This is a genomic window from Kitasatospora sp. NPDC053308, assembly GCF_055585785.1.
Map to the genome: position 1 here is coordinate 313,927 of NZ_JBVJJY010000003.1, position 20,456 is coordinate 334,382.

Sequence of the window (20,456 nt, forward strand, 5' to 3'; positions counted from 1 at the left end):
GCGCCCCTGCCGTAGGACATACGCCTGAAGGTGGAGACCGTACCCCGTGGGTCGGAGGCAAGATCGCGACTTGGTGGTGACGCTCCGCCGGGACGGCGCGGGCCACGATATGTACACCGGACGGCGGAACGCGTCGCCCGGGCCGGCGGCGGGGACGGGAACGGCCGACGGCGAACGCGGGGCAACGGACTCAGCGCACGGACACCGGCCGGGGGCACGGCCACGAACACGGAGAGGACGAACGGGCATGAAGGGCATCGTGAGCAAGGTCGCGCTGGGAGTCGCGGGCACCGGCATGGCCGTGGCCGTCGCGACCGTGGCCATCGGCCCCCGCGTGTCCGACTGGTACGACGGGCGTCACCAGGAGCAGGCCTCCTACGACACCGGCACCCAGGCCAAGGCCGACCGCCACTCGATGCCGGCCTGGCTGCCCGACAACGCCTCCGGCGTGAAGTACCTGATGTCCACCACCGGCGACGACCGCCTGCTGCGCGCCACCCTCCCCGAGGGGCGGCTGCCCGCCGGCTGCACCAGCGGGCTGCCGGGTAAGGCCGCCCACCCGGCGCCGGCGTCGCTCAAGGCCGGCTGGTTCCCGGAGGGCGTCGTGGCCAAGGCCAGCGCCACCTGCGGGCACTACAACGTGGCCCTGACCGGCAACCAGCTCTACGCGTGGCAGGACGGCGCAGCGGTCCAGGCGGCGCAGCGCGCCGCGCACATCACCAAGCACTGAGCGTCCCGGCCGGACACCCTGACACCCGGACACCCTGACACCCGGACGTCCTGACACCCGGACGTCCTGACGCCGGACGCCCTCACGCTCGATGGGCTGACGGACCGATGGACCGGTGGGACGATGCGGCCCGCCCGGCACCGGAAGGTGCGGGCGGGCCGCCGTCGTGCCGGTCGTGCGTGGCGACGAGCCGGAGAGGCGTGTGGGCGGCGAACGCACTCGACTGCGCCCCCCTGCTGTCGCAACCGGCCGGGGCTGCGATAGGACGGGACGCGAACGAGCCCCGCGCCACCCCCGTCCGTGAGGAGAGCCATGCCCGGCCCGACCGTCGGCCCCGCCGACGACACGTCGCCCGCTCCCGCCACCACCGCACCCGCCACCACCGCGCAGGCCGCCGGCCGGTCCGCCACCGGCTGGGCCACGATCGCCGTCCTGGGCGGTCTCACCGCCCTCGGGCCGCTCACCACCGACCTCTACCTCCCCGGCCTGCCCGCGATCGCCGACGACCTCGCCGCCGAACCGGCGGCCGTCCAGCTCACCCTGACCTTCTCGATGGTCGGGGTCGCGGCCGGACAACTGGTCTTCGGACCGCTCAGCGACCGCTTCGGACGCCGCCCACCGCTGCTCGTCGGACTCGTCGTCTACACCCTGTCCAGCGTGGTGTGCGTGCTCGCGCCGACCCTGCCGGTGCTGATCGCCGCCCGCTTCGTCCAGGGCGCGGCGGGCTCCGCCGGGCTGGTGATCGGGCGCGCCGTCGCCCGCGACCGCTTCCAGGGCGTCTCGCTGCTGCGCTTCCTCGCCTCGATCGCGCTGATATCCGGGCTGGCGCCGATCCTCGCCCCGATCATCGGCGCCCAGCTGATGCGCTTCACCTCCTGGCGCGGCACCTTCGGTGCGCTCACCGCGCTCGGCCTGCTGCTCACCCTCGCGGCGGTCGGCGCCCTACGCGAGACCCTGCCGTCGGAGGCGCGGGAGGGCGGCGGGGTGGCCGCGACGCTGCGCACGATGGGGCGACTGCTGCGCGACCTGCCGTTCCTCGGACTCGCGCTGACCAGCTCGCTCGCCTTCGGGGCGCTGTTCGGCTACATCAGCGGGTCCTCGACGGTGCTGCAGCACGTGTACCAGGTCTCGCCGCAGACCTACAGCCTGCTGTTCGGGGTGAACTCGCTGGCGATCGTGGTGATGACGCAGCTGAACGGGCGGGTGCTGGCGCCGCGCTTCACTCCGCGCGCGCTGATGCTGGGCGGGCTCGCGGCGGCGGTCGCCGCCGGGGTGGCGCTGGTGCTGCTGACGTCGGTGTGGGACTTCGGGCTGGGCGGGTTCTGCCCGCCGCTGTTCGTGATGATGGGCAGTCTGGGGGTCGTCCTGCCGAACACCGCCGCGCAGGCGCTCGGTCTGGTCGAACCCCAGGTGGCGGGGACGGCGTCGGCGCTGCTCGGGACGGGGAACTTCCTGGTCGGAGCAGTGGTCGCCCCACTGAGCAGCCTCGGGGGCCGGCCGTCCGCCGTGCTGCTGGCGGTGGTGGTCCTGGCCTGCGGTGTGCTCTCGTCGGCGGCGTACCTGACGCTGTGCCGGCCGGGCCGGATGCGGACGGCGGCGCCTGACAGCTGACAGCTGACGGCGGACAGAGGACGGCTGACAGATGACAGATGACAGCTGACAGACGACAGCTAACAGACGACAGATGACAGATGACAGCTGACAGATTTCATCATCTGTCAGCTGTCACCCGTCATCGGTGATCTGTCACCCGCTCCCGTCGCCCGCTACGCGATCGAGAAGTCGTCCCCGAACACGTTGCCCTGGGCGTACCAGCCGTGCAGGTAGACGGTGACGGTGCCGGAGGCGCCGGTGGTGAACGGGACGGTCAGCTTGGTCCAGGAGCCCGAGCTGGTCCAGGTGCTCGCGGTGGCACCGCCGCTGACGCCGACGTAGGCGTAGTTGCCCTGCACCCAACCGGTCAGCGTGTAGCCGGTGTTGGGCTTCAGCGTGACGGTCTGCGCGCACTCGCCGGTCTGGCTCGCGGTGGCCGCCGCCTGCAGGGCGTGGGTGCCGGAGTGGGCGGGGGTGGAGACCACGGCGCCGCCGCTCTGGCAGGTCCACGGAGCCAGGCTGCCGGTCTCCAGGTCGCCGTTGACCAGGCCGGTCGGCGGCGTGGTGCCGGTGACGGTCAGCGTGTAGCTCGTGGTGTGGCTGCCGGAGGCCGACGTGCCGGTGACGGTGATCGGGTAACTCCCGGGCGCCACCGACGAGGTGGTGCTGATGGTGAGCGTGGCGTCGGTGCCGGCGGTGACGCTGCCGGGGGCAGCGGTGGCGGTGACGCCGGCCGGGGCGCCGCTGACGGTCAGGTTGACGCTCTGCGCCGCGCCCGCCGTGACGGCCGTCGCGATCGTCGCCGAGGTGGACGAACCGGGCTTGACCGTACCGGAGTTCGGGTTGACGGCCAGCGAGAAGTCGTTGCTCACCGTCGAGCCGCTGGTGAACGGTGCGAAGACGTGGGAGAAGTCCCAGGTGTTCTGGCTGATCCCGGAGCAGTTGTCGTCACCCTTGGTGCCGGGGCAGCCGCCGTTGTCCCGCTGGAGTGCCCAGAAGGACAGCGTGTTGATGCCCTTGGACACCGCCCAGTTGTACACGGTGGCGGCGTTGGCCAGGGTGAAGGTCTCCGCCGGGCCGAAGTCGTCGACGCCGATCATCTCGGTGATCCCGATCGAACCCCACAGCTGGGCGGGGGTCTTGGACGGGTAGAGCCTGGCGAGCTGGTTGTAGAGGCCCTGCGCGGAGGTCTGGGTGTCGGCCGCCATGTCGTGGGTGGCGTTGTCGTAGTAGTCGAAGGTCATCATGTTGACGACGTCGATCCGGGCGTTGTTGCTGATCGCGTTCCGCAGCACCGAGAGGCCGTTGTCGGCCAGCCCGCCGGTGGTGGTCGGCAGGGTGTAGGAGAACTGGATGCTCCGGCCCTTGGTGGCGGCCCAGTCCTGCACGAGCTTGATCGCCTTGTTGCGGCGGTCGATGCCGGCGGTGTTGGTCAGCGAGTTGTCCTCGATGTCGAGGTCGATCCGGCTGATGTCGTAGGTCGTGATGACGTTCTCGAAGGCCGCCGCGATCTGGTTGACGTCGGTGCAGCTGTCGGCCAGCTCGGTGCCGGTGTTGTCGGCCGTGTAGCCGCCGAAGGAGGGGATCACGTCCCCGCCGTTGGCGCGGATGGTGGCGATGTCGGCGCCGAAGGTCGCGGAGGAGACCGGCAGCGAGGAGTCGCCGTTCCAGTACGGCGTGCAGGAGCCCTTCGTGGCGGTCTGCAGGAACGCCATGGTCAGGTGCTTGGCGCCGGACTGGGCGGCCAGCTGGGCCGGGCTCTGGCCGGTCCAGGCCTCGAAGTAGGGGGCGAACACCCGGCTGGGGAGCGGGGTGGCGGCCTGGGCGGTGGTCGTCCCGGTGGCGACGAGGCCGGCCGAGGCGGCCAGCGTGGCACAGGCCGTCAGCACGGCCTGGATCGCTCTGCGAAGACGCATGGATTCTCCAACAGGTCTGGTGGGGCAGGATGTTGGGGAGCCGGACACCCGGGGCCGGCACGGCGGAGCGTGGGGGAGTGCCGACGTGCGGGCGTGCGGGGCGTACGGGATGTGCGGGTTGTGCCGGTGTGCTGGCGTGCGGAAGCCCGGCGGCCCGTGCGGACGCGAGCGGCACTGCGAGCACGCGGCCGTACGGGACGGGGGCGGGGGCGGAGCGGAACAGGGCAGGGGGGTGCCTCAGCCGCCGGTGGTCACACCCCCACAGTGCATCCCGGTCGGATCGACATGCTTATGTTTGGACTAGACCACTTCTCTGTCAAGGGAGCTGGTGGTTCGTCGGCGCACGGGCGGGGTGCCGGAAGCGACGTCGAAAGACCGTGGCCGCACACCCTTCGGACGGGTGCGCGGCCACGGCGGCCCGGCGCTCAGGACACCGGGCGGTTCGGGGTCTCGCGGAGGCCGCGCCGCGAGGCGCGCTCGTCGGCGCGCGCTCGGGAGACGGGATCGGCGAAACGGGATCGGCGAAACGGGATCGGCGGGGCGGGATCGGAAAGCTGAATCAGCGGGGCGACGGGCAGAGCGTGGCGCGCAGCGCGTCGTTGATCTTGGCGGCGGTGTCCGCCCCGAAGCCCTGCGGATGGTCGGGCGAGGTGAAGCGCTGGTTGGCCAGCTCGACCAGCTTCTCCTTGTCCTTGGGGAACTGGTACATCGACTGGCACTGGTTGCGCGCCCGGTCCACGGCCTGGTCGGGCTTGCCGCCGACGATCGCCGGGTCGATCGCGTCCAGCGCGGCGACCAGCTTGGTGGTGAGGTCGGCGCCCGGCTTGGCGGGCAGTCCGGCGTCCGCGGGCGGAGCGGGCTTGGCCGGTGCGGGGGCTCCCGGGGTGCCGGCGTCGGGCGCGGGCGTGCCGGTGGCGCCGTCGGCCGCCGGGGCGGAAGTCGGCGCGGCGGTTCCGGGCGCGGGGGCCGTCGGCGCCGGGGCGGCGTCGGAGGGTGCGGCGGTCGAGGCGGCGGTCGCGGTGGGGGAGCCGGCCGCGGAGGTGGCCTTGCCCGAGCCGGATCCCGAGCTGGAGCAGGCAGCGAGGCTCACCGCGGCGAGTGCCGTGAGGGTGGCGGCGAGGAGACGAGTGCGCATGGCGCCCAGAGTGTCATGTTCGCGGCGCGGAAGGGAAGGCTCCTCGGGTGGGCGGACCGCGCCCCACGGTGGGCCCCGGGCGGGCGGACCGCCCCCCATGGCGGGCCCGGGCCAGCGGTCGGCAGCCCACGGCGAGGGCCGGGCGACCGGGCGACCGCCTGCCGACCCGCGGGGCTCGGGAGAAGAGTGCGCGGCGGCCCAGGGCGGGCCCCGGGAGGACGGACGGCGGCCCGGGGAGGTGTTCCCCGGGCCGCCGTAGTGTTCGCCGGGCGGGACGGTGCCGGTGACGCAGGCGTCCACCACGCGAGGGGCCGTCAGCCGAGGCCGTTGGCCTTCAGCCAGTCCTTGGCCACCGTCGACGGGTCCTCCTTGTCCACCGCGACGCGCTTCATCAGGGCCGTCAGCCCCGCCGTGTCGAGCTTGGCCGACACCGCGTTGAGCGCGGCCGTCGCGGTGGCGTTCACGCCCGCCTTGTTGACCAGCGGGGTGACGTTCTGGGCGCCGAAGACGTTGTTCGGGTCGGCCAGCGGGACGAGCTTGTACTGGACGATCTTCGGGTCGGTGGTGAACACGTTGCCGACCTGGATGCCGCCGTCCTTGAGCGCGTTGGCGGTGGTGTCGGCGGTGGGCTTCCACTCCTTGAAGGTCAGCCCGTAGACGTCCTTGAACTGCTGCTCGCGGCGGGACTTGAACTCCGGCGGGCCGCCGATGGTGAACTCGCCGGCCTTGGCACTCAGGTCGGAGATGCTCTTGAGGTTGTACTTGTCGGCGGTCTCCTGGGTGACGCTGAGCGAGTCCTTGTCCTCGGCGGGGGAGGAGTCGAGGATTCCGAGCGCGGAGGGCAGCGTCTTGGCGAGCGCCGCGTTCACGTCCTGGGTGCTGACGGCGGTGGCCTTGGCATCCAGGTAGGCGAGCAGCGCGCCGTTGTACTCGGGCAGCACGGTCAGGTTGCCGCTCTGCAGCTGCCCGTAGAGCACCTCGCGGCTGCCGATGTTGAACTTCTCCTCGACCTTGACGCCCTTGGCCTTGAGGGCCTGCGAGTAGATCGAGCCGAGCAGGACGTTCTCCGGGAAGTTCGCCGAGCCGACGACGACCGTCGACCCGGAACCGCCGCCGGAGCCGCCCGCGCCGCCGGTACCGCCCGCTGCGCCCGATGAGGCCGGGGAGCTCGTGCCCCCGGCGAGCGGATCGCCGCCGGAGGAGCCGCAGGCGGTGGCGCCGAGGGCGAGTGCGGCGAGCGTGCCGAGGACGAGGGCGCGCCGGCCTCGCTTGATTGTCGACATGGTGATACGTGTCCTTCCGGAGAGGAGGGGAGAGGAGGTTCAGCGGGCCCGCTGCTGGGCGCGCACCCCGGGCGAGAGCGCGAACCGGGCGAGCAGGGCGAAGAAGAGTTGGGCGGCGACCGCCAGCAGCACCACCAGCAGCGCCCCGCCGACCGTCACGGCGTACTTGCGGGTCGCCAGCCCGTCGATGACGTAGCGGCCGAGCCCGCCGAGCCCGACGTACGCGGCCACCGTGGCGGTCGCGATCACCTGCACGGTGGCGGTGCGGAAGCCCGCCAGCAGGGTCGGTGCGGCCGAGGGCAGGCAGACCTGCAGGAGCACCTGGGGGTGGGTCAGGCCGATGCCGCGCGCGGCGTCCCGGACGTCCGGGTCGGTGCCGCGCACCCCCTCGACGGCGGCCACCAGCAGCGGCGGCGCGGCGAGCGCGACCAGCGGGATCAGGACGGCGGTGTCGCCGACCCCGGCGAGCAGCACCGCCAGCGTCACCAGGCCGAGGGTGGGCAGGGCACGCGCGGCCCCGGCGAACGCGGTCACCACGGTGACGCCGCGCCCGGTGTAGCCGATCAGCAGCCCGAGCGGGACGGCCAGCAGCGCCGCGTACAGCAGCGCCTCACCGGAGAGCAGCAGGTGCTCGGAGATCCGGTGCACGATCGCGTCCGGACCGCTGCGGTGGTCCGCGGCGCTGAAGAAGTCGCCGAGCCAGGTCAGCCAGTTCACGAGCCCGCCCCCTTCTCCCGGACGGCCCAGGGCGCGAGCACCCGACGGGCGCCCACCAGGACCAGGTCGACGGCCAGCGCGAGGACGGCGATCAGGGCGATGCCGGCCACGATCGGGGTCGGGAAGGTCCGCTGGAAGCCGTCGATGAACAGGTAGCCGAGCCCGCCGCGTCCGACCAGTGCCCCGACGCTGGCCAGCGAGATGCTGGACACCGCCGCGACGCGCAGCCCGGCGATCAGGTACGGGACGGCGGCGGGCAGCTCGACCGAGGTCAGCCGGTGCCACGGCCCGTACCCCATCGCGGTGGCGGCCTGCCGGACGGCCTCCGGGACGGCGCGCAGGCCGTCCACGGTGGTCGGCAGCAGGACGGCGAGGGCGTAGAAGGTGAGCGGGATCATCACGGTCGCCTGGGTGGCGAGCCCGGTGTACGGGATCAGCACCACGAACACGGCCAGCGAGGGCAGCGCGTAGACGATGTTGAAGACGGCGGACAGCGGCTGGTAGAGCCGGGGGAAGCGGGCGCAGGCCAGACCGAGCGGGATCGCCAGCAGCAGCCCGATCAGGACCGGGACGAGCGCGATCACGGCGTGGTCGGCGAGCAGGTGGCCGAGGTAGCCGAGGTGGTCGCCGATCCAGTACCAGCGGACGATCGGTTCATCGTCCACCGGGAGCTCCGTCCGAACCGTCGACGGCGATCTCGTCACGGGGGTCGTCGCCGGCGTCGGCGGTGGCAGTCGCAGCCCGGTCGCGCGAGCCCGCCCGGTCACCCGAGCCCGCCGGCTTGCCCGCGCCGGCCGGCTCGCCCGCGCCCGCCCGGTCGCCCGAGCCCGCCGGGTCTCCGGCGGCGCCCACGGCGGCGGGCCTGCCGATCAGGACGGGCCCGTCGGCCCCCGGCCGGAGCGCGGCGAGGACGGCCTCGCGGCTCGCGGTTCCGGTGGCCCGGCCCTCGGCGTCCAGCGCCACCGCGACTCCGGCGGCGGAGAGGACGGCGGCGTCCAGCGCGGTGCGCAGCGTGTCGGTGTCCGGGCGGAAGCCGACGGCCGGGTGCAGCTCGGCGGTGACGGCGTCGCGGTCGATCCAGCCGATCGGCCGGCGCTCGTCGTCCAGGGCCAACTCCCAGCCGCCGTACCTGAGGCCGTCGCCCACCGGGCGCAGCGCGATGTCGCGCGCCGGGCGCAGGCCGAGGCCGCGCAGGCCGCGGTCGCGGCCGAGGAAGGCGGCCACGCCCTCGTCGGCGGGGGTGGTGAGCAGGGTGTGCGGGTCGGCCAGCTGGGCGATCCGGCCGTGCTCGCGCAGCACCACCACCTGATCGCCGAGCCGGACGGCCTCCTCGATGTCGTGCGTGACGAACAGCACCGTCTTGTGCAGTTCGGACTGCAGTCGCAGCAGTTCCTCCTGCAGCCCGGCGCGCACCACCGGGTCGACGGCGCTGAACGGCTCGTCCATCAGCAGCACCGGCGGGTCGGCGGCCAGGGCGCGGGCCACGCCGACCCGCTGCTGCTGGCCGCCGGACAGCTGGAACGGGTACCGCTTGGCGGTCTCGGGGGCGAGCCCGACCAGTTCGAGCAGTTCGGCGGCCCGGGCGCGGGCCCTGGCGCGGTCCCAGCCGAGCAGCCGGGGCACGGTGGCGATGTTGTCGATCACCTTGCGGTGCGGGAACAGGCCGGCCTGCTGGATCACGTACCCGATGCCGCGGCGCAGCTTGGCGGGCTCCAGCTTCGCGACGTCGGTGCCGTCCAGCAGCACCCGGCCCGAGGTGGGCTCGACCATCCGGTTGACCATGCGCAGCAGGGTGGTCTTGCCGCAGCCGGACGGTCCGACCAGGACGGTTATCCGGCCGGTCGGGACCTCAAGGTCCAAGCCCTCGACGGCCACGGTGCCGTCGGGGTGGCGCTTTCCGGCGCCCTCGAATCTGATCACGGGGTGTTTCCTCGTCAGGGCGCCCCGGGAAGGCGGCGCCTGGGTCGGTCGGTCGTTCGGTGGATGACGGTTTGTCGACAAACGGTGGTGCGGATCGGTGCGGGTGGCGTTTGTCGTACCGACCGCCCGGGCGTTCCTCCGCCCGCGTGGCTGCCCAGGGCGGGACCGGCGGAAACTCTGATCAGACTATGACCTGCGTCATCTCCTGTCTCTGATTTCCCGCCGGACGCGTGCCGCGGGGCAGCCGTGCCGCCCCTGGGGGCGCCGCGCAGCGGCCCTGCTCAGCCGCCCTGACGGGTCGGCAGGCCGGCCGCGGCCCAGCCGACGAAGCCGCCGTCCAGGTCGGTCGCCCGGTGCAGCCCCAGTTCGCGGAGCGAGGCGGCGGCCAGACTGGAGGCGTAGCCCTCCGAGCAGACCACGATCACCTCCACGTCGTAGCCCGAGGCCTCGGGAATCCGGTGACTGCCCGTCGGGTCCAGCCGCCACTCCAGCACGTTGCGCTCGATGATCAGCGAGCCCGGGATCTCCCCCTCGGCCGCCCGCTGCGCCGCCGGGCGGATGTCCACCAGCAGCGCGCCGTCCAGCTGGGCCTGGTACGCCTCCCGGGCGCGCGGGCGGTGGACGCCCTCACGGGCCCGCTCCACCAGGTCGTCGATCGTGGTCACCATTGTTCCGGTCCTTCCTCGGAGGTGCGGACGAGCCCGCCGGCCCGCAGGTCGTAGTGCGCCATCGAGCTCAGCGGCGGCGAGTAGGCGTGCAGGGTGACGGCGGGCCCGGACGCGGTGTTGCGCACGTCGTGCACGTACTCGGGGCCGAAGGCCCGGGCAGTGCCGGCCGGGACCCGGCGGATCAGCAGGCCCTGCTCCGGGCCGCCGAGGGAGAGCTCCTCCAGCTCGCCGAGCGCCACGGCGAACGCGCCGCGCGAGCCGCCGTGGTCGTGGAAGCCGGTGGACTGGCCGGGCAGCCAGCTGATCAGCCACACCTCGTGGTCGTCCTCGGCCACCAGGCGCCGGTACCAGCGCTCCTCGGTGGAGAGGCGGACGTGGTGGATCCACCGTTCGGGCTGTTCGGCCAGTTCGCGGACGACGGTCCGCAGGGCGGTGGGCGTGAGCGGCGCCCGGGCGGGCGGCGCGGGGCGGGTGGTCGTCGCGGTGTCGGGAGTGTGCGGGCTCATCGGGCGTCCTCGGGTGCGCGGGAACGTCGGCGGGGTGCGCCCGGCCACCGGCGGGAGCCGGACGCGGACCGACGGAGCGGCCCGGCCCGTACGGGTGCACCGGGTGGGGGCGGGGGAGGTCAGAACTGCGGATGCGGGTGCGCGGCGCGGGCCCTGGCAGACGTCACAGGGCGGGACCGGCGGGGCGGTGCGAGGTCAACAGGCACAGATGGAACTCGCCTGGCGTCGCAGATCGACGTGCAGGCGGCAAACCAGAGTGGTGCCGGAGTCCATGCGCCGGATCCTTCCCGAGCGAACCGGACGAAGTCAAGCCGCACCGGCGGCCAGGTCACCGGCCCCACCGGTCCCCGAGGCGCCCCCGAGCCCGCCGCGAGCCTGCCGCGAGCGAGCGTCGGTCCGGCACGGGCGTGCCGTGATCCGGCGCGAGCCCCGCCCCGAGCCGCCCCGAGCGTGCCGCGAGCCGCCCCGAGCGTGCCGGGGACCGGCACGGGCCGCCGCCGCCCGCTCGGGGCGCCCGCTCTCTCGGGCGCCCGGCCGCGTGAGCCTCCCCCGGCGGAGCCCGAGTACCCGGTTCCCGGCGGATGAGTAACGAGGGGACTGCCGGGGTACATGACCGTTTCATCCCACCCGCGGCCGTCCGCGTGTCCGCGTAACAAGATCGCCCCAGACGCGTTACCGCCGACGTATTGTCAGGCCACCAAGGCCCGGCCTACCGTCTTCAGATCGCTTTCTACGCACGTAGACCCCCGGGGATCCCCGAGCGGACCCACGGGTGAGACCCACCCCGTCAACCATCGGACCGCGGGCCCGACCGCACGGCCGGACCGCGGAGTTGCGGAGGTACCCATGTCGCAGATCGTCCGTGCCGCGCTCGTCCAGACCCGTTGGACCGGCGACCAGGACAGCATGATCGCCCTCCACGAGCGGTACGCCCGCGAGGCCGCCGCCCAGGGCGCGAAGATCATCGGCTTCCAGGAGGTCTTCAACTCCCCGTACTTCTGTCAGGTCCAGGAGCCCGAGCACTACCGCTGGGCCGAGGCCGTCCCGGACGGGCCGACCGTGCGCCGGATGCAGGACCTCGCCCGCGAACTCGGGATGGTCATCGTCGTCCCGGTGTACGAGGAGGAGCAGACCGGCGTCTACTACAACACCGCCGCCGTGATCGACGCCGACGGCAGCTACCTCGGCAAGTACCGCAAGCACCACATCCCGCAGGTCAAGGGCTTCTGGGAGAAGTACTACTTCAAGCCCGGCAACCTGGGCTGGCCGGTGTTCGACACCGCCGTCGGCAAGGTCGGCGTGTACATCTGCTACGACCGCCACTTCCCCGAGGGCTGGCGCGCCCTGGGCCTGGCCGGCGCGCAGATCGTCTACAACCCCTCCGCCACCAGCCGCGGCCTGTCCGCCTACCTCTGGCAGCTCGAACAGCCCGCCGCCGCCGTCGCCAACGAGTACTTCGTCGCCGCCATCAACCGCGTCGGCACCGAGGAGTACGGCGACAACGACTTCTACGGAACGTCCTACTTCGTGGACCCGCGAGGACAGTTCGTCGGGGACGTCGCCTCCGACAAGGAGGAGGAACTCGTCGTCCGCGACCTCGACCTCGGCCTGATCGAACAGGTCCGCCAGCAGTGGGCGTTCTACCGCGACCGCCGCCCCGACGCCTACGGTCCGCTCGCCGAGGCCTGAGGAGCAGCGCGATGACCACCCGTGACCCCCAGCAGCGCACGATCGTCCGCGGCGGCCTCGTCATCACGGCCACCGAGGAGATCCACGCGGACGTCCTGATCGAGGGCGAGCGCGTCGCCGCCCTCGCCGCCACCGGCAGCTCGGCCGCCGGGGCCTGGACCGCCGACACCGTCATCGACGCCACCGGCCACTACGTCATCCCGGGCGGCGTCGACGCCCACACCCACATGGAGCTGCCGTTCGGCGGCACCGCGGCCTCCGACACCTTCGAGACCGGCACCCGGGCCGCCGCCTGGGGCGGCACCACCACCATCGTCGACTTCGCCGTGCAACCGGTCGGCGGCTCGCTGCGCGAGGGCCTGGACGCCTGGCATGCCAAGGCCGACGGCAACTGCGCCGTCGACTACGCCTTCCACACCATCGTCTCCGACGTCAACGACGGTGTGCTGAAGGAGATGGACGCCCTCGTCGACTCCGGCGAGTCCACCTCCTTCAAGCTCTTCATGGCCTACCCCGGCGTCTTCTACAGCGACGACGGCCGCATCCTGCGCGCCATGCAGCGCGGCGCCGCCAACGGCGGGCTGATCATGATGCACGCCGAGAACGGCATCGCCATCGACGTCCTGGTCGAACAGGCTCTCGCCGCCGGAAGGACCGCCCCGCGGTACCACGGCGAGGTCCGCCGCGAACTGCTGGAGGCCGAGGCCACCCACCGGGCGATCAAGCTCGCCCAGGTCGCCGGCAGCCCGCTCTACGTGGTGCACGTCTCCGCCGCCTCCGCCCTCGCCGAACTCGCCCGGGCCCGCGACGACGGGCTCAACGTCTTCGGCGAGACCTGCCCGCAGTACCTGTTCCTCTCCACCGACAACCTCGCCGAGGAGGGCGCCGACGGCTTCGAGGGCGCCAAGTACGTGTGCAGCACGCCGCTGCGGCCGCGCGAGCACCAGGAGGCGCTCTGGCGCGGGCTGCGCACCAACGACCTCCAGGTGGTCTCCACCGACCACTGCCCGTTCTGCTACGTCGGGCAGAAGGAACTCGGGCGCGGCGACTTCTCGAAGATCCCCAACGGCCTGCCGGGCGTGGAGAACCGGATGGACCTGCTGCACCAGGCCGTCGTGGACGGGCACATCAGCCGGCGCCGCTGGGTCGAGATCGCCTGCACCACGCCCGCCCGGATGTTCGGCCTGCACCCGCGCAAGGGCACCATCGCCCCGGGCGCCGACGCCGACCTCGTGGTCTACGACCCCACCGCGGTGCAGACCGTGTCCGCGGCGACCCACCACATGAACGTGGACTACTCCGCGTACGAGGGCCGCCGACTCACCGGCCGGGCCAGGACGGTGCTGTCCCGGGGCACCGTCGTGCTGGACGACGGCACCTGGCTCGGCCGGGCCGGCCACGGCACCTTCCTGCGTCGCGACACCTGCCAGTACCTGGTCTGACCGCGTTCGGCCTCCTTCCTGCCCCTTCATCCACCTGCCGCCGCCCGAGCCACCGCCCGAAGCGTCGCCCGATTCGCCGTCCGAGCCGCCGCCCGAACCGCCGCCCGAGCTGCCGCCTTCACCGCCGTCCGAACCGCCGTCCGAACCGCCGTCCGAACCGCCGTCCGAGCCGCCGTCCGGCCGGGGCGCGGGCGGCGGCCCCACCCTCCTTATCGATGGATCCCTGGAGACCGTCATGGACATCGGCCTCGTCCTGCAGACCGACCCGCCCGCCCGCCTGCTCATCGACCGGATGGTCCGGGCCGAGCGGGCCGGATTCAGCCACGGCTGGACCTTCGACTCCTGCGTCCTGTGGCAGGAACCCTTCGTCATCTACAGCCGGATCCTCGCCGAGACCGAGCGCCTGACCGTCGGCCCGATGGTCACCAACCCCTCCACCCGCACCTGGGAGGTCACCGCTTCCCTGTTCGCCACGCTGAACGACATGTACGGCAACCGCACGGTCTGCGGGATCGGCCGCGGGGACTCCGCGATGCGGGTCGCCGGACGCCGCCCCGCCACCCTCGCCAGGCTCTCCGAAGCCATGCACGCCATCAAGGAGTTGGCCGAAGGCCGCACCGTCGAGGTGGACGGCACCGAGATGCACCTGCCGTGGGTCGGTCCGGGCGCGGAGCTGCCGGTCTGGATGGGCGCGTACGGGCCCAAAGCGCTGGCCCTGACCGGACGTCAAGCCGACGGTTTCATCCTGCAGTTGGCCGACCCGTACCTCACCGAGTTCATGGTCAAGGCGGTGCGCTCCGCCGCCGTCGAGGCCGGTCGGGACCCGGACTCCGTGACCATCTGCGTCGCCGCCCCCGCCTACGTCACCGCCGACGACTCGCCCGCCGCGCTCGACCACGCCCGGGAGCAGTGCCGCTGGTTCGGCGGCATGGTCGGCAACCACGTGGCCGACCTGGTCAGCCACTACGGCGAGCACTCGGACCTGGTGCCGCAGGCGCTCACCGACTACATCAAGGGCCGCCAGGGCTACGACTACAGCCACCACGGTCGGGCCGGGAACCCGGACACCGCCTTCGTCCCCGACGAGATCGTGGACCGCTTCTGCCTGATCGGTCCGCCGCAGGCGCAGCGCGCCCGACTGGAGGAACTCCGCTCCCTCGGCGTCGACCAGTTCGCCGTGTACGCGATGCACGACGCGATCGAGACCACCATCGACGCCTACGGGACGGACGTCATCCCGCACGTGTAACCCCCATGTGATCCCAGTTGCAGCAGACGGGAGTTGCCCATGGCCGACACCCTGACCGGCGACGGCAGACAGTGGCAGCACCCCGACGGCCGGGTCGAACTCGACCCGGCCTCCGGGGAGTTGCCTCCCAACGGCTTCACCAGCGACGACCTGCGGCCGGTCCCGGTGGCGCGGCGCACCTGGACCACCTACAACTTCCTCGCGCTGTGGGTCGGCATGGCCCACAACATCCCCTCCTGGACGCTGGCTTCGGGCCTGGTCGCGCTCGGCATGGACTGGAAGCAGGCGGTGCTGACCATCGCCCTGGCCAACCTGATCGTGCTGATACCGATGCTGCTCGCCGGGCACGCCGGCACCAAGTACGGCATCCCGTTCCCGGTGTTCGCCCGGGCCTCGTTCGGACTGCGCGGCGCCAACCTGCCCGCGCTCGTCCGGGCGGCGGTGGCCTGCGCCTGGTTCGGCATCCAGACCTGGATCGGCGGGGAGGGGATCTTCCTGCTGGCGGGCAAGCTGCTCGGCCAGTCCTGGCGCACCGCCGGGGAGTTCGCGGGCTACCCGTGGACGCAGTGGCTCTCCTTCCTGGTGTTCTGGCTGGTCGAGATGGCCATCATCGCGCGGGGCATGGAGGCGCTGCGGCGTTTCGAGAACTGGGCGGCGCCGTTCGTCATCGTCGGCGCGCTCGCCCTGCTGGTGTGGATCACCGTCAAGGCGGGCGGGTTCGGGCCGCTGCTCGACCAGCCGTCCACTCTGGGGTGGGGCGGCGGGTTCTGGAAGGTCTTCTTCCCGGCGCTGATGGGCATGATCGGGTTCTGGTCCACCCTGTCGCTCAACATCCCGGACTTCACCCGCTTCGGTGGCAGCCAGCGGGCCCAGATCCGCGGCCAGGCGCTCGGCCTGCCGACCACGATGACGCTGTTCGCGCTGCTGTCCGTCCTGGTCACCTCAGGCTCCCAGGCCGTGTACGGCACACCGGTGTGGGATCCGATCCAGCTGGCCGCGAAGATGGAGAACCCGGTCGGCATCCTGTTCGCGCTGCTGACCGTCCTGGTCGCGACGCTGTCGGTGAACATCGCCGCGAACGTCGTCTCGCCGGCCTACGACCTCGCCAACCTGCTGCCCCGGTTCGTCGACTTCCGTACCGGAGCGCTGGTCACGGGCGTGGTCGGGATCGCGATCCTCCCGTGGCGGCTGATCTCCGACCCGCACGTCTACATCTACACGTGGCTGGGCGTGGTCGGCGGTCTGCTCGGTACGGTCGCGGGAGTCCTCATCGCGGACTACTGGCTGCTGCGCGGCACCCGGCTGCAGCTCGCCGAGCTGTACCGGCCGGGCGGGGCGTACTGGTACACGGGCGGCTGGAACTGGCGGGCCGTCACGGCGGCGCTGGTGGGCGGCCTGCTGGCGGTGGGCGGTTCGTACTCCACCGTCGACGCGCGGGGCGTCAAGCAGGGGCCGTTCCCGGCCGACGGGCTCATCCCGGTTCTCAAGCCGCTCGCCGACTACGGCTGGGCCGTCGGCCTCACGGCGGCGGCGGGCCTGTACGTGCTCCTCAACCTCGGGCGCGGGCGGCAGCGGAGGGGGCGACGGGCGGAGCGGGCGATGGGTGGCGGATGACGGGCGGCCGCTGACGGACGCCGGACGGCAGGGCGCAGCAGGCAGAGAGCGGGCTGAGCGGACAGGCGGCAGTGCACAGATGACGGCGAACAGATGACAGATGACAGATTTCGAAATCTGTCATCTGTCATTCGTCAGCCGTTCGTCGTCGGCGCCCGCCCGCCTCCCTCGGCGCGCTCGACGGCGGCCAGGACCTTCGCGGCGCCGTCCTCGGCGGCGAGGGTCGCGGCCACGGCGCGGGCGCGGGCGCGGTAGCGGGGGTCGTCCAGGGCCTCGCGGAGGGCGGCGGCGAGGCGGGCCGGGGTGAGGGCGCGCAGGGGGACGGGGCCGGGTGAGACGCCGAGGGCGGTGAGCCGGGCGGACCAGAACGGGGCGTCCAGTTGGGCGGGCACCGGCACGGTGGGAGTTCCGGAGCGCAGGGCGGCGGCCGTGGTGCCCGCACCGGCGTGGTGGATCACGGCGGCCGTCCGGGGGAACAGCCAGTCGTGCGGGGTGTCGCCGATGGTCAGCACGGTGTCCGAGTCCCCGGCTGCCAGGCCGCTCCACCCCGCCTGCAGCAGGAGCCGCACCCCGGCGGTACGGGCGGCGGCGAGGACGGTCGCGGTGAGCCGCTCGGGGTCCGGGACGACCAGGCTGCCGAAGCCGACGAAGACCGGCGGCGGGCCGGCGGTGAGGAAGTCGACGAGCCGGGCCGGGGGTTGCCAGTCCGGCTCGGTGGCCGGCCACCAGTAGCCCGCCACGTCCAGCCGGGGGTGCCAGTCGGCCGGGCGCGGGACGACGGTCGGCGAGAAGCCGTGCAGGACGGGGTGCTCGCGCCGGGCCCGGGCGATGCGGAGCGGCGGCAGGGCGAGCCGGTGGCGCAGCGCGCGGACGGCCGGGGCGAACAGCTGGTCGGTCGCGGCCTGGACGGCGTGCCCGGCGAGCAGGTTGCCGGGCCGGGAGAGTGACCGGGTGCCCGTGACGGCTGGCGCGAACTCGCCTGTAGGGGACAGGGGTTGGAGGAACAGCCCGACGGTGGGAATGCCGGCGGCCTCGGCGGCGACCTGACCGAGCGCGCTGGTGGTGCTGGTGGTCAGCAGGAGGTCGGTGCCGAGCGCGACGGCCTCGACGATGCCGTCCCCGAGTGCCGGCATGAACGTCCGGCCGAGTCGCAGGAGTTGGAGGACCACCGCCGGTCCGCTCCCGGCCTTCAGCAGCCGTCGGCCCTGGTCGGAGGCGAGTTCGGCGCGCGGGTCGACGGGCAGCGGACGGAACTCCAGCCCGGCCGCCCGTACGGATTCGGCGAAGGTGGCGTGGGTGGCGACCGCCACCTGGTGGCCTGCCGCCCGCAGGCGGCCCCCGAGCCCGGTGAAGGGGGCGACGTCGCCCCGGGATCCCGCGGTGGCGATCAGGATGCGCATGGCCGCAGTATTCCGGCGCGGCGGGCCGGCCGGTAGGACGCCACGCGCGGCCGGAGCGGGAGGGCGGTGGCCGGTTCAGGACCTCCGGTCCCGAGCGTCGGAACCGCGGGGCGGGCGGTCGCGTCCTTCGGGGCAGAGCGTGCGGGACGGGGCCGTCACGCCGGGACGGGAGGGATGGACGGATGGGCATCGTCGCGTGGATCGTGCTCGGTCTGGTCGCGGGAGCGCTGGCCAAGCTGCTGCTGCCGGGGAAGGACCCGGGCGGCCTGATCGTGACCACCCTGATCGGCATCGCCGGATCCTTCGTCGGCGGCTGGATCGCCTCGCACTTCATGCACCGCTCGATCAACGCGCACTTCTTCGACGGGGCGACCTGGATGTCGGCGGTCGGCGGAGCCCTGGTGCTGCTGATCGTCTACCGGCTGCTGTTCGGCAACTCGCGCCGCTGACCGGCTGTCGCGGCGGCTTCGCTTCCGGTGTCGGCACCGGAAGCGCACCGGCGCTCTGCGCCGCCCGGAGTCGGGCCGTCCGGGAGTGGCCGGTTCGCGTCGGTCGTCCCGCGCGCCGGAAACCAGAGGGCGCCCTCCCGCGTCCTTCGGTCCGGGCCCGGAGTCTCGACGGGGCCGTCACGCCGATGACGCGAGGGGCGACGGATGAGCTGGATGGCGTGGATCGTGCTGGGCCTGGTGTCGGGGACCCTGGCCCGGATGGCGATGCCGGGGCGTGGTGAGCGCGGGCTGATCGGCACCACCCTGATCGGCATCGCCGGGTCCTACGTGGGCACCTGGATCGTCTCGCACTGGATGCACAGGACGGTGAAGGTGAGCTTCCTCGACCTGACGACCTGGGTGTCGGCGATCGGGGGCGCGGTGGTGCTGCTGTTCCTCTACGGGGTGCTGTACCGCGTCGTCCGGCGCTGAGCCGCAGCCGCCGTCGTCGCCTCGGCGACCCAGTCCGGCAGGTCCTCGCGGGCGGTGAGCCAGGCGGGCGGGACGTCGGCGAGCCCGGTGCGGGCGGCGACCACACCGGCGGCGATCGCGCAGGTGGTGTCCAGGTCGCCCCAGCCCTCCAGGGTGTGCCAGACGGCTTCGCTCAGCGAGTCCGGGTGCCCGGCGGCGGACCAGAGGGCGAACGGGACGGTGTCCGGGGCGGAGATCAAAGCCCCGGAGCCGAGCACGTGGGCGGCGTGCCGGACGCTGGTGTGCGCGGGCAGCCGGGCGGCGAGCCGCAGCCCGGACCGGACATCGCCCTCCGGCAACCGTCCGGCGATCTCGGTCAGCAACTCGGCGCGGCCGGGCGGGGTTTCGCCCCGGCTCCGGACGGCGAACGCGGCCGCGAGGGCGACCGCCACCGCGCCGGTCACCGCCTCCGGGTGGAAGTGCGTGGTGAGCGCCTGCAGTTCGGCCTGCCGGGCCACCTGGGCCAGGTCGTCGGCGAACCAGGCACCCAGTGGGGCGACCCGCATGGCGGCCCCGTTCCCGTACGAGCCCTGGCCCTCGAACTGGCCCGAGGTGAGGGCGCGCCAGTCCCCGCCCGCCCCGATCCCGCGCAGCACCCGGTGCATCGACGGGCCGTACTTGCGCCCGTACTGCCGCGCGTACTCGGCGGCGAACTCCCCGGCCAGCGCGTCCTGTCGGACCTCGCCGTGGGTGATCAGGTGGCGCACCAGCACGAGTGCCATCGCGGTGTCGTCCGTCCAGTGCCAGGGCGCGCGGCGGACCAGGCGGGCTGCCAGCGCCGCGGACGCCTCGTCCACCGGGACCGAGAAACCAGCGGTCGCCGAAGGCGTCGCCGAGGGCGAGCCCCTGCAGGCTGTCCAGGGCCGGACCGGCCGCACACATGTCATCCTCCGGGTGAGATCGACGGCGGGCGGCCAGTCTGGCGGACGGGCGGGGCGCCGGCGACCGGATTTCCCTCCGGCCGTCGGCGCCCCGGTCGTCCGTGCTCCGCGGGTGACCGCGAGCCGCGCGTCACTTGGCCTTCAGGCCGCCGAGGACGAGCTTCCACACGGCGTCGAAGCGGTCGTCGGCACCGGCCGCGGACCAGGTGGCCGCGTACGCCGGGTCGTGGAACGGCGCGGTGGCGTCGAACACGGCCCGGGCGGTGTTGCGGATGTGGGCGAGCTTGAACTCCTTGCCGTCCATGCCGTCCTGGACGATCTGCGCGATCTGGTCGACCAGGGTGTCGATGTGGGCCTCGACGGTGCCGCTGTTCTCGTCGACCAGCACCATGTAGGTGGCGAACAGCTCCGGGTCGTCGAGCGCCTTCTTCCGCTTGGCCGCGAAGAGCGTCGTCAGCCAGGCGCGCAGCCGGTCGGCCGCCGGGCCGCTCTCGGTGGAGATGGCCGCGAGCTCGAAGTGCGCCTGGTCGAGCCAGCGCTGGGTGACGGCCTCACGCAGGGCGGCCTTGCTGGGGAAGTGGCGGTAGACGCTGCTGTGGCTGACGCCGAGGATGCGGGCGACGTCGACGACGGTGGCCTTGGCCGGGCCGAACCGCCGGAGGACGTCCTCCGCCGCGATCAGGATCTGGTCGGCGGTGAGTGCGGTGTCCGTGGTCACGGGGTCCGTCCTTAGGGTCGTGCGGTCGGTCGGTGC

General features: G+C 73.1%; 20 protein-coding genes. 8 read left to right on the top strand and 12 right to left on the bottom strand.

Annotated elements, in window-relative coordinates; genetic code table 11:
• Positions 1 to 247 precede the first annotated feature (247 nt).
• Together ACZ6Y7_RS09345 and ACZ6Y7_RS09350 are read left to right on the top strand one after the other, a co-directional pair.
• The gene (locus ACZ6Y7_RS09345) at positions 248 to 730 is read left to right on the top strand and encodes a hypothetical protein (protein WP_465757246.1); all 483 of its coding nucleotides are present in this window, start codon (positions 248 to 250) and stop codon (positions 728 to 730) included.
• Between the two features lie 312 nt (positions 731 to 1,042).
• On the top strand, positions 1,043 to 2,341 hold the full coding sequence (locus ACZ6Y7_RS09350; protein WP_465757247.1) for a multidrug effflux MFS transporter: 1,299 nt from the start codon (positions 1,043 to 1,045) through the stop codon (positions 2,339 to 2,341).
• A 155-nt stretch (positions 2,342 to 2,496) separates the two neighbouring features.
• Here ACZ6Y7_RS09350 and ACZ6Y7_RS09355 read toward each other — a convergent pair whose 3' ends face one another.
• From ACZ6Y7_RS09355 to ACZ6Y7_RS09395, 9 genes are all read right to left on the bottom strand, one after another.
• Positions 2,497 to 4,239 carry a glycosyl hydrolase family 18 protein gene (locus tag ACZ6Y7_RS09355; protein WP_465757248.1) on the bottom strand — a complete coding sequence of 581 codons (1,743 nt, stop codon included), beginning with the start codon at positions 4,237 to 4,239 and terminating at the stop codon, positions 2,497 to 2,499.
• Between the two features lie 559 nt (positions 4,240 to 4,798).
• Entirely contained in the window at positions 4,799 to 5,374 is a 576-nt protein-coding gene (locus tag ACZ6Y7_RS09360) for a hypothetical protein (protein ID WP_465757249.1), read from the bottom strand.
• A 314-nt stretch (positions 5,375 to 5,688) separates the two neighbouring features.
• Positions 5,689 to 6,657 carry an ABC transporter substrate-binding protein gene (locus ACZ6Y7_RS09365; RefSeq protein ID WP_465757250.1) on the bottom strand — a complete coding sequence of 323 codons (969 nt, stop codon included), beginning with the start codon at positions 6,655 to 6,657 and terminating at the stop codon, positions 5,689 to 5,691.
• Positions 6,658 to 6,696: 39 nt separating this feature from the next.
• Positions 6,697 to 7,374: an ABC transporter permease gene (locus tag ACZ6Y7_RS09370; RefSeq protein WP_465757251.1), complete on the bottom strand. Its 678-nt coding sequence runs from the start codon at positions 7,372 to 7,374 to the stop codon at positions 6,697 to 6,699.
• On the bottom strand, positions 7,371 to 8,039 hold the full coding sequence (locus ACZ6Y7_RS09375) for an ABC transporter permease (RefSeq protein ID WP_402209918.1): 669 nt from the start codon (positions 8,037 to 8,039) through the stop codon (positions 7,371 to 7,373). The genes ACZ6Y7_RS09370 and ACZ6Y7_RS09375 overlap by 4 nt, the downstream gene beginning before the upstream one ends.
• On the bottom strand, positions 8,029 to 9,294 hold the full coding sequence (locus tag ACZ6Y7_RS09380) for an ABC transporter ATP-binding protein (RefSeq protein WP_465757252.1): 1,266 nt from the start codon (positions 9,292 to 9,294) through the stop codon (positions 8,029 to 8,031). The genes ACZ6Y7_RS09375 and ACZ6Y7_RS09380 overlap by 11 nt, the downstream gene beginning before the upstream one ends.
• 281 nt (positions 9,295 to 9,575) lie before the next feature.
• Positions 9,576 to 9,962: a rhodanese-like domain-containing protein gene (locus tag ACZ6Y7_RS09385; protein ID WP_465757253.1), complete on the bottom strand. Its 387-nt coding sequence runs from the start codon at positions 9,960 to 9,962 to the stop codon at positions 9,576 to 9,578.
• A complete protein-coding gene (locus ACZ6Y7_RS09390; protein ID WP_465757254.1) occupies positions 9,956 to 10,468 on the bottom strand; it encodes a cysteine dioxygenase in 513 nt (170 codons plus the stop codon). Before ACZ6Y7_RS09390 ends, ACZ6Y7_RS09385 begins: the two co-directional genes overlap by 7 nt.
• A 195-nt stretch (positions 10,469 to 10,663) precedes the next feature.
• A complete protein-coding gene (locus ACZ6Y7_RS09395) occupies positions 10,664 to 10,741 on the bottom strand; it encodes a putative leader peptide (RefSeq protein ID WP_101948289.1) in 78 nt (25 codons plus the stop codon).
• Between the two features lie 573 nt (positions 10,742 to 11,314).
• Between ACZ6Y7_RS09395 and ACZ6Y7_RS09400 the strand changes: the two genes are divergently transcribed.
• From ACZ6Y7_RS09400 to ACZ6Y7_RS09415, 4 genes are all read left to right on the top strand, one after another.
• Complete coding sequence (locus tag ACZ6Y7_RS09400; RefSeq protein ID WP_465757255.1) at positions 11,315 to 12,157, top strand: nitrilase-related carbon-nitrogen hydrolase; 843 nt, start codon at positions 11,315 to 11,317, stop codon at positions 12,155 to 12,157.
• Positions 12,158 to 12,168: 11 nt separating this feature from the next.
• Entirely contained in the window at positions 12,169 to 13,599 is a 1,431-nt protein-coding gene (gene hydA, locus ACZ6Y7_RS09405) for a dihydropyrimidinase (RefSeq protein ID WP_402209930.1), read from the top strand.
• Positions 13,600 to 13,834: 235 nt separating this feature from the next.
• A complete protein-coding gene (locus ACZ6Y7_RS09410; protein WP_465757256.1) occupies positions 13,835 to 14,848 on the top strand; it encodes a TIGR03842 family LLM class F420-dependent oxidoreductase in 1,014 nt (337 codons plus the stop codon).
• 39 nt (positions 14,849 to 14,887) lie between these two features.
• Complete coding sequence (locus tag ACZ6Y7_RS09415) at positions 14,888 to 16,462, top strand: NCS1 family nucleobase:cation symporter-1 (protein ID WP_465757257.1); 1,575 nt, start codon at positions 14,888 to 14,890, stop codon at positions 16,460 to 16,462.
• A 134-nt stretch (positions 16,463 to 16,596) separates the two neighbouring features.
• Here ACZ6Y7_RS09415 and ACZ6Y7_RS09420 read toward each other — a convergent pair whose 3' ends face one another.
• The gene (locus ACZ6Y7_RS09420; protein WP_465757258.1) at positions 16,597 to 17,862 is read right to left on the bottom strand and encodes a glycosyltransferase; all 1,266 of its coding nucleotides are present in this window, start codon (positions 17,860 to 17,862) and stop codon (positions 16,597 to 16,599) included.
• 182 nt (positions 17,863 to 18,044) lie between these two features.
• On the opposite strand from ACZ6Y7_RS09420, the gene ACZ6Y7_RS09425 reads away from it, so the two are divergent.
• Positions 18,045 to 18,311: a GlsB/YeaQ/YmgE family stress response membrane protein gene (locus tag ACZ6Y7_RS09425; protein ID WP_465757259.1), complete on the top strand. Its 267-nt coding sequence runs from the start codon at positions 18,045 to 18,047 to the stop codon at positions 18,309 to 18,311.
• 204 nt (positions 18,312 to 18,515) lie between these two features.
• Positions 18,516 to 18,782, top strand: a complete 267-nt coding sequence (locus tag ACZ6Y7_RS09430; protein ID WP_465757260.1) for a GlsB/YeaQ/YmgE family stress response membrane protein — start codon at positions 18,516 to 18,518, stop codon at positions 18,780 to 18,782.
• Here the strand turns inward: ACZ6Y7_RS09430 and ACZ6Y7_RS09435 are convergent.
• Both ACZ6Y7_RS09435 and ACZ6Y7_RS09440 read right to left on the bottom strand, forming a co-directional pair.
• Entirely contained in the window at positions 18,749 to 19,618 is an 870-nt protein-coding gene (locus ACZ6Y7_RS09435; protein WP_465757261.1) for an ADP-ribosylglycohydrolase family protein, read from the bottom strand. The genes ACZ6Y7_RS09430 and ACZ6Y7_RS09435 overlap by 34 nt on opposite strands.
• Before the next feature lie 214 nt (positions 19,619 to 19,832).
• Positions 19,833 to 20,420: a TetR/AcrR family transcriptional regulator gene (locus tag ACZ6Y7_RS09440; protein ID WP_465757262.1), complete on the bottom strand. Its 588-nt coding sequence runs from the start codon at positions 20,418 to 20,420 to the stop codon at positions 19,833 to 19,835.
• Positions 20,421 to 20,456: the final 36 nt, after the last annotated feature.

Coding starts and splice junctions, on each gene's coding strand:
- ACZ6Y7_RS09345 (WP_465757246.1), top strand. CDS start 248: ATGAAGGGCATCGTGAGCAAGGTCGCGCTGGGAGTCGCGGGCACCGGC.
- ACZ6Y7_RS09400 (WP_465757255.1), top strand. CDS start 11,315: ATGTCGCAGATCGTCCGTGCCGCGCTCGTCCAGACCCGTTGGACCGGC.
- ACZ6Y7_RS09395 (WP_101948289.1), bottom strand. CDS start 10,741: ATGGACTCCGGCACCACTCTGGTTTGCCGCCTGCACGTCGATCTGCGA.
- ACZ6Y7_RS09390 (WP_465757254.1), bottom strand. CDS start 10,468: ATGAGCCCGCACACTCCCGACACCGCGACGACCACCCGCCCCGCGCCG.
- ACZ6Y7_RS09355 (WP_465757248.1), bottom strand. CDS start 4,239: ATGCGTCTTCGCAGAGCGATCCAGGCCGTGCTGACGGCCTGTGCCACG.
- ACZ6Y7_RS09360 (WP_465757249.1), bottom strand. CDS start 5,374: ATGCGCACTCGTCTCCTCGCCGCCACCCTCACGGCACTCGCCGCGGTG.
- ACZ6Y7_RS09385 (WP_465757253.1), bottom strand. CDS start 9,962: ATGGTGACCACGATCGACGACCTGGTGGAGCGGGCCCGTGAGGGCGTC.
- ACZ6Y7_RS09430 (WP_465757260.1), top strand. CDS start 18,516: ATGAGCTGGATGGCGTGGATCGTGCTGGGCCTGGTGTCGGGGACCCTG.
- ACZ6Y7_RS09420 (WP_465757258.1), bottom strand. CDS start 17,862: ATGCGCATCCTGATCGCCACCGCGGGATCCCGGGGCGACGTCGCCCCC.
- ACZ6Y7_RS09350 (WP_465757247.1), top strand. CDS start 1,043: ATGCCCGGCCCGACCGTCGGCCCCGCCGACGACACGTCGCCCGCTCCC.
- hydA (WP_402209930.1), top strand. CDS start 12,169: ATGACCACCCGTGACCCCCAGCAGCGCACGATCGTCCGCGGCGGCCTC.
- ACZ6Y7_RS09425 (WP_465757259.1), top strand. CDS start 18,045: ATGGGCATCGTCGCGTGGATCGTGCTCGGTCTGGTCGCGGGAGCGCTG.
- ACZ6Y7_RS09415 (WP_465757257.1), top strand. CDS start 14,888: ATGGCCGACACCCTGACCGGCGACGGCAGACAGTGGCAGCACCCCGAC.
- ACZ6Y7_RS09410 (WP_465757256.1), top strand. CDS start 13,835: ATGGACATCGGCCTCGTCCTGCAGACCGACCCGCCCGCCCGCCTGCTC.
- ACZ6Y7_RS09365 (WP_465757250.1), bottom strand. CDS start 6,657: ATGTCGACAATCAAGCGAGGCCGGCGCGCCCTCGTCCTCGGCACGCTC.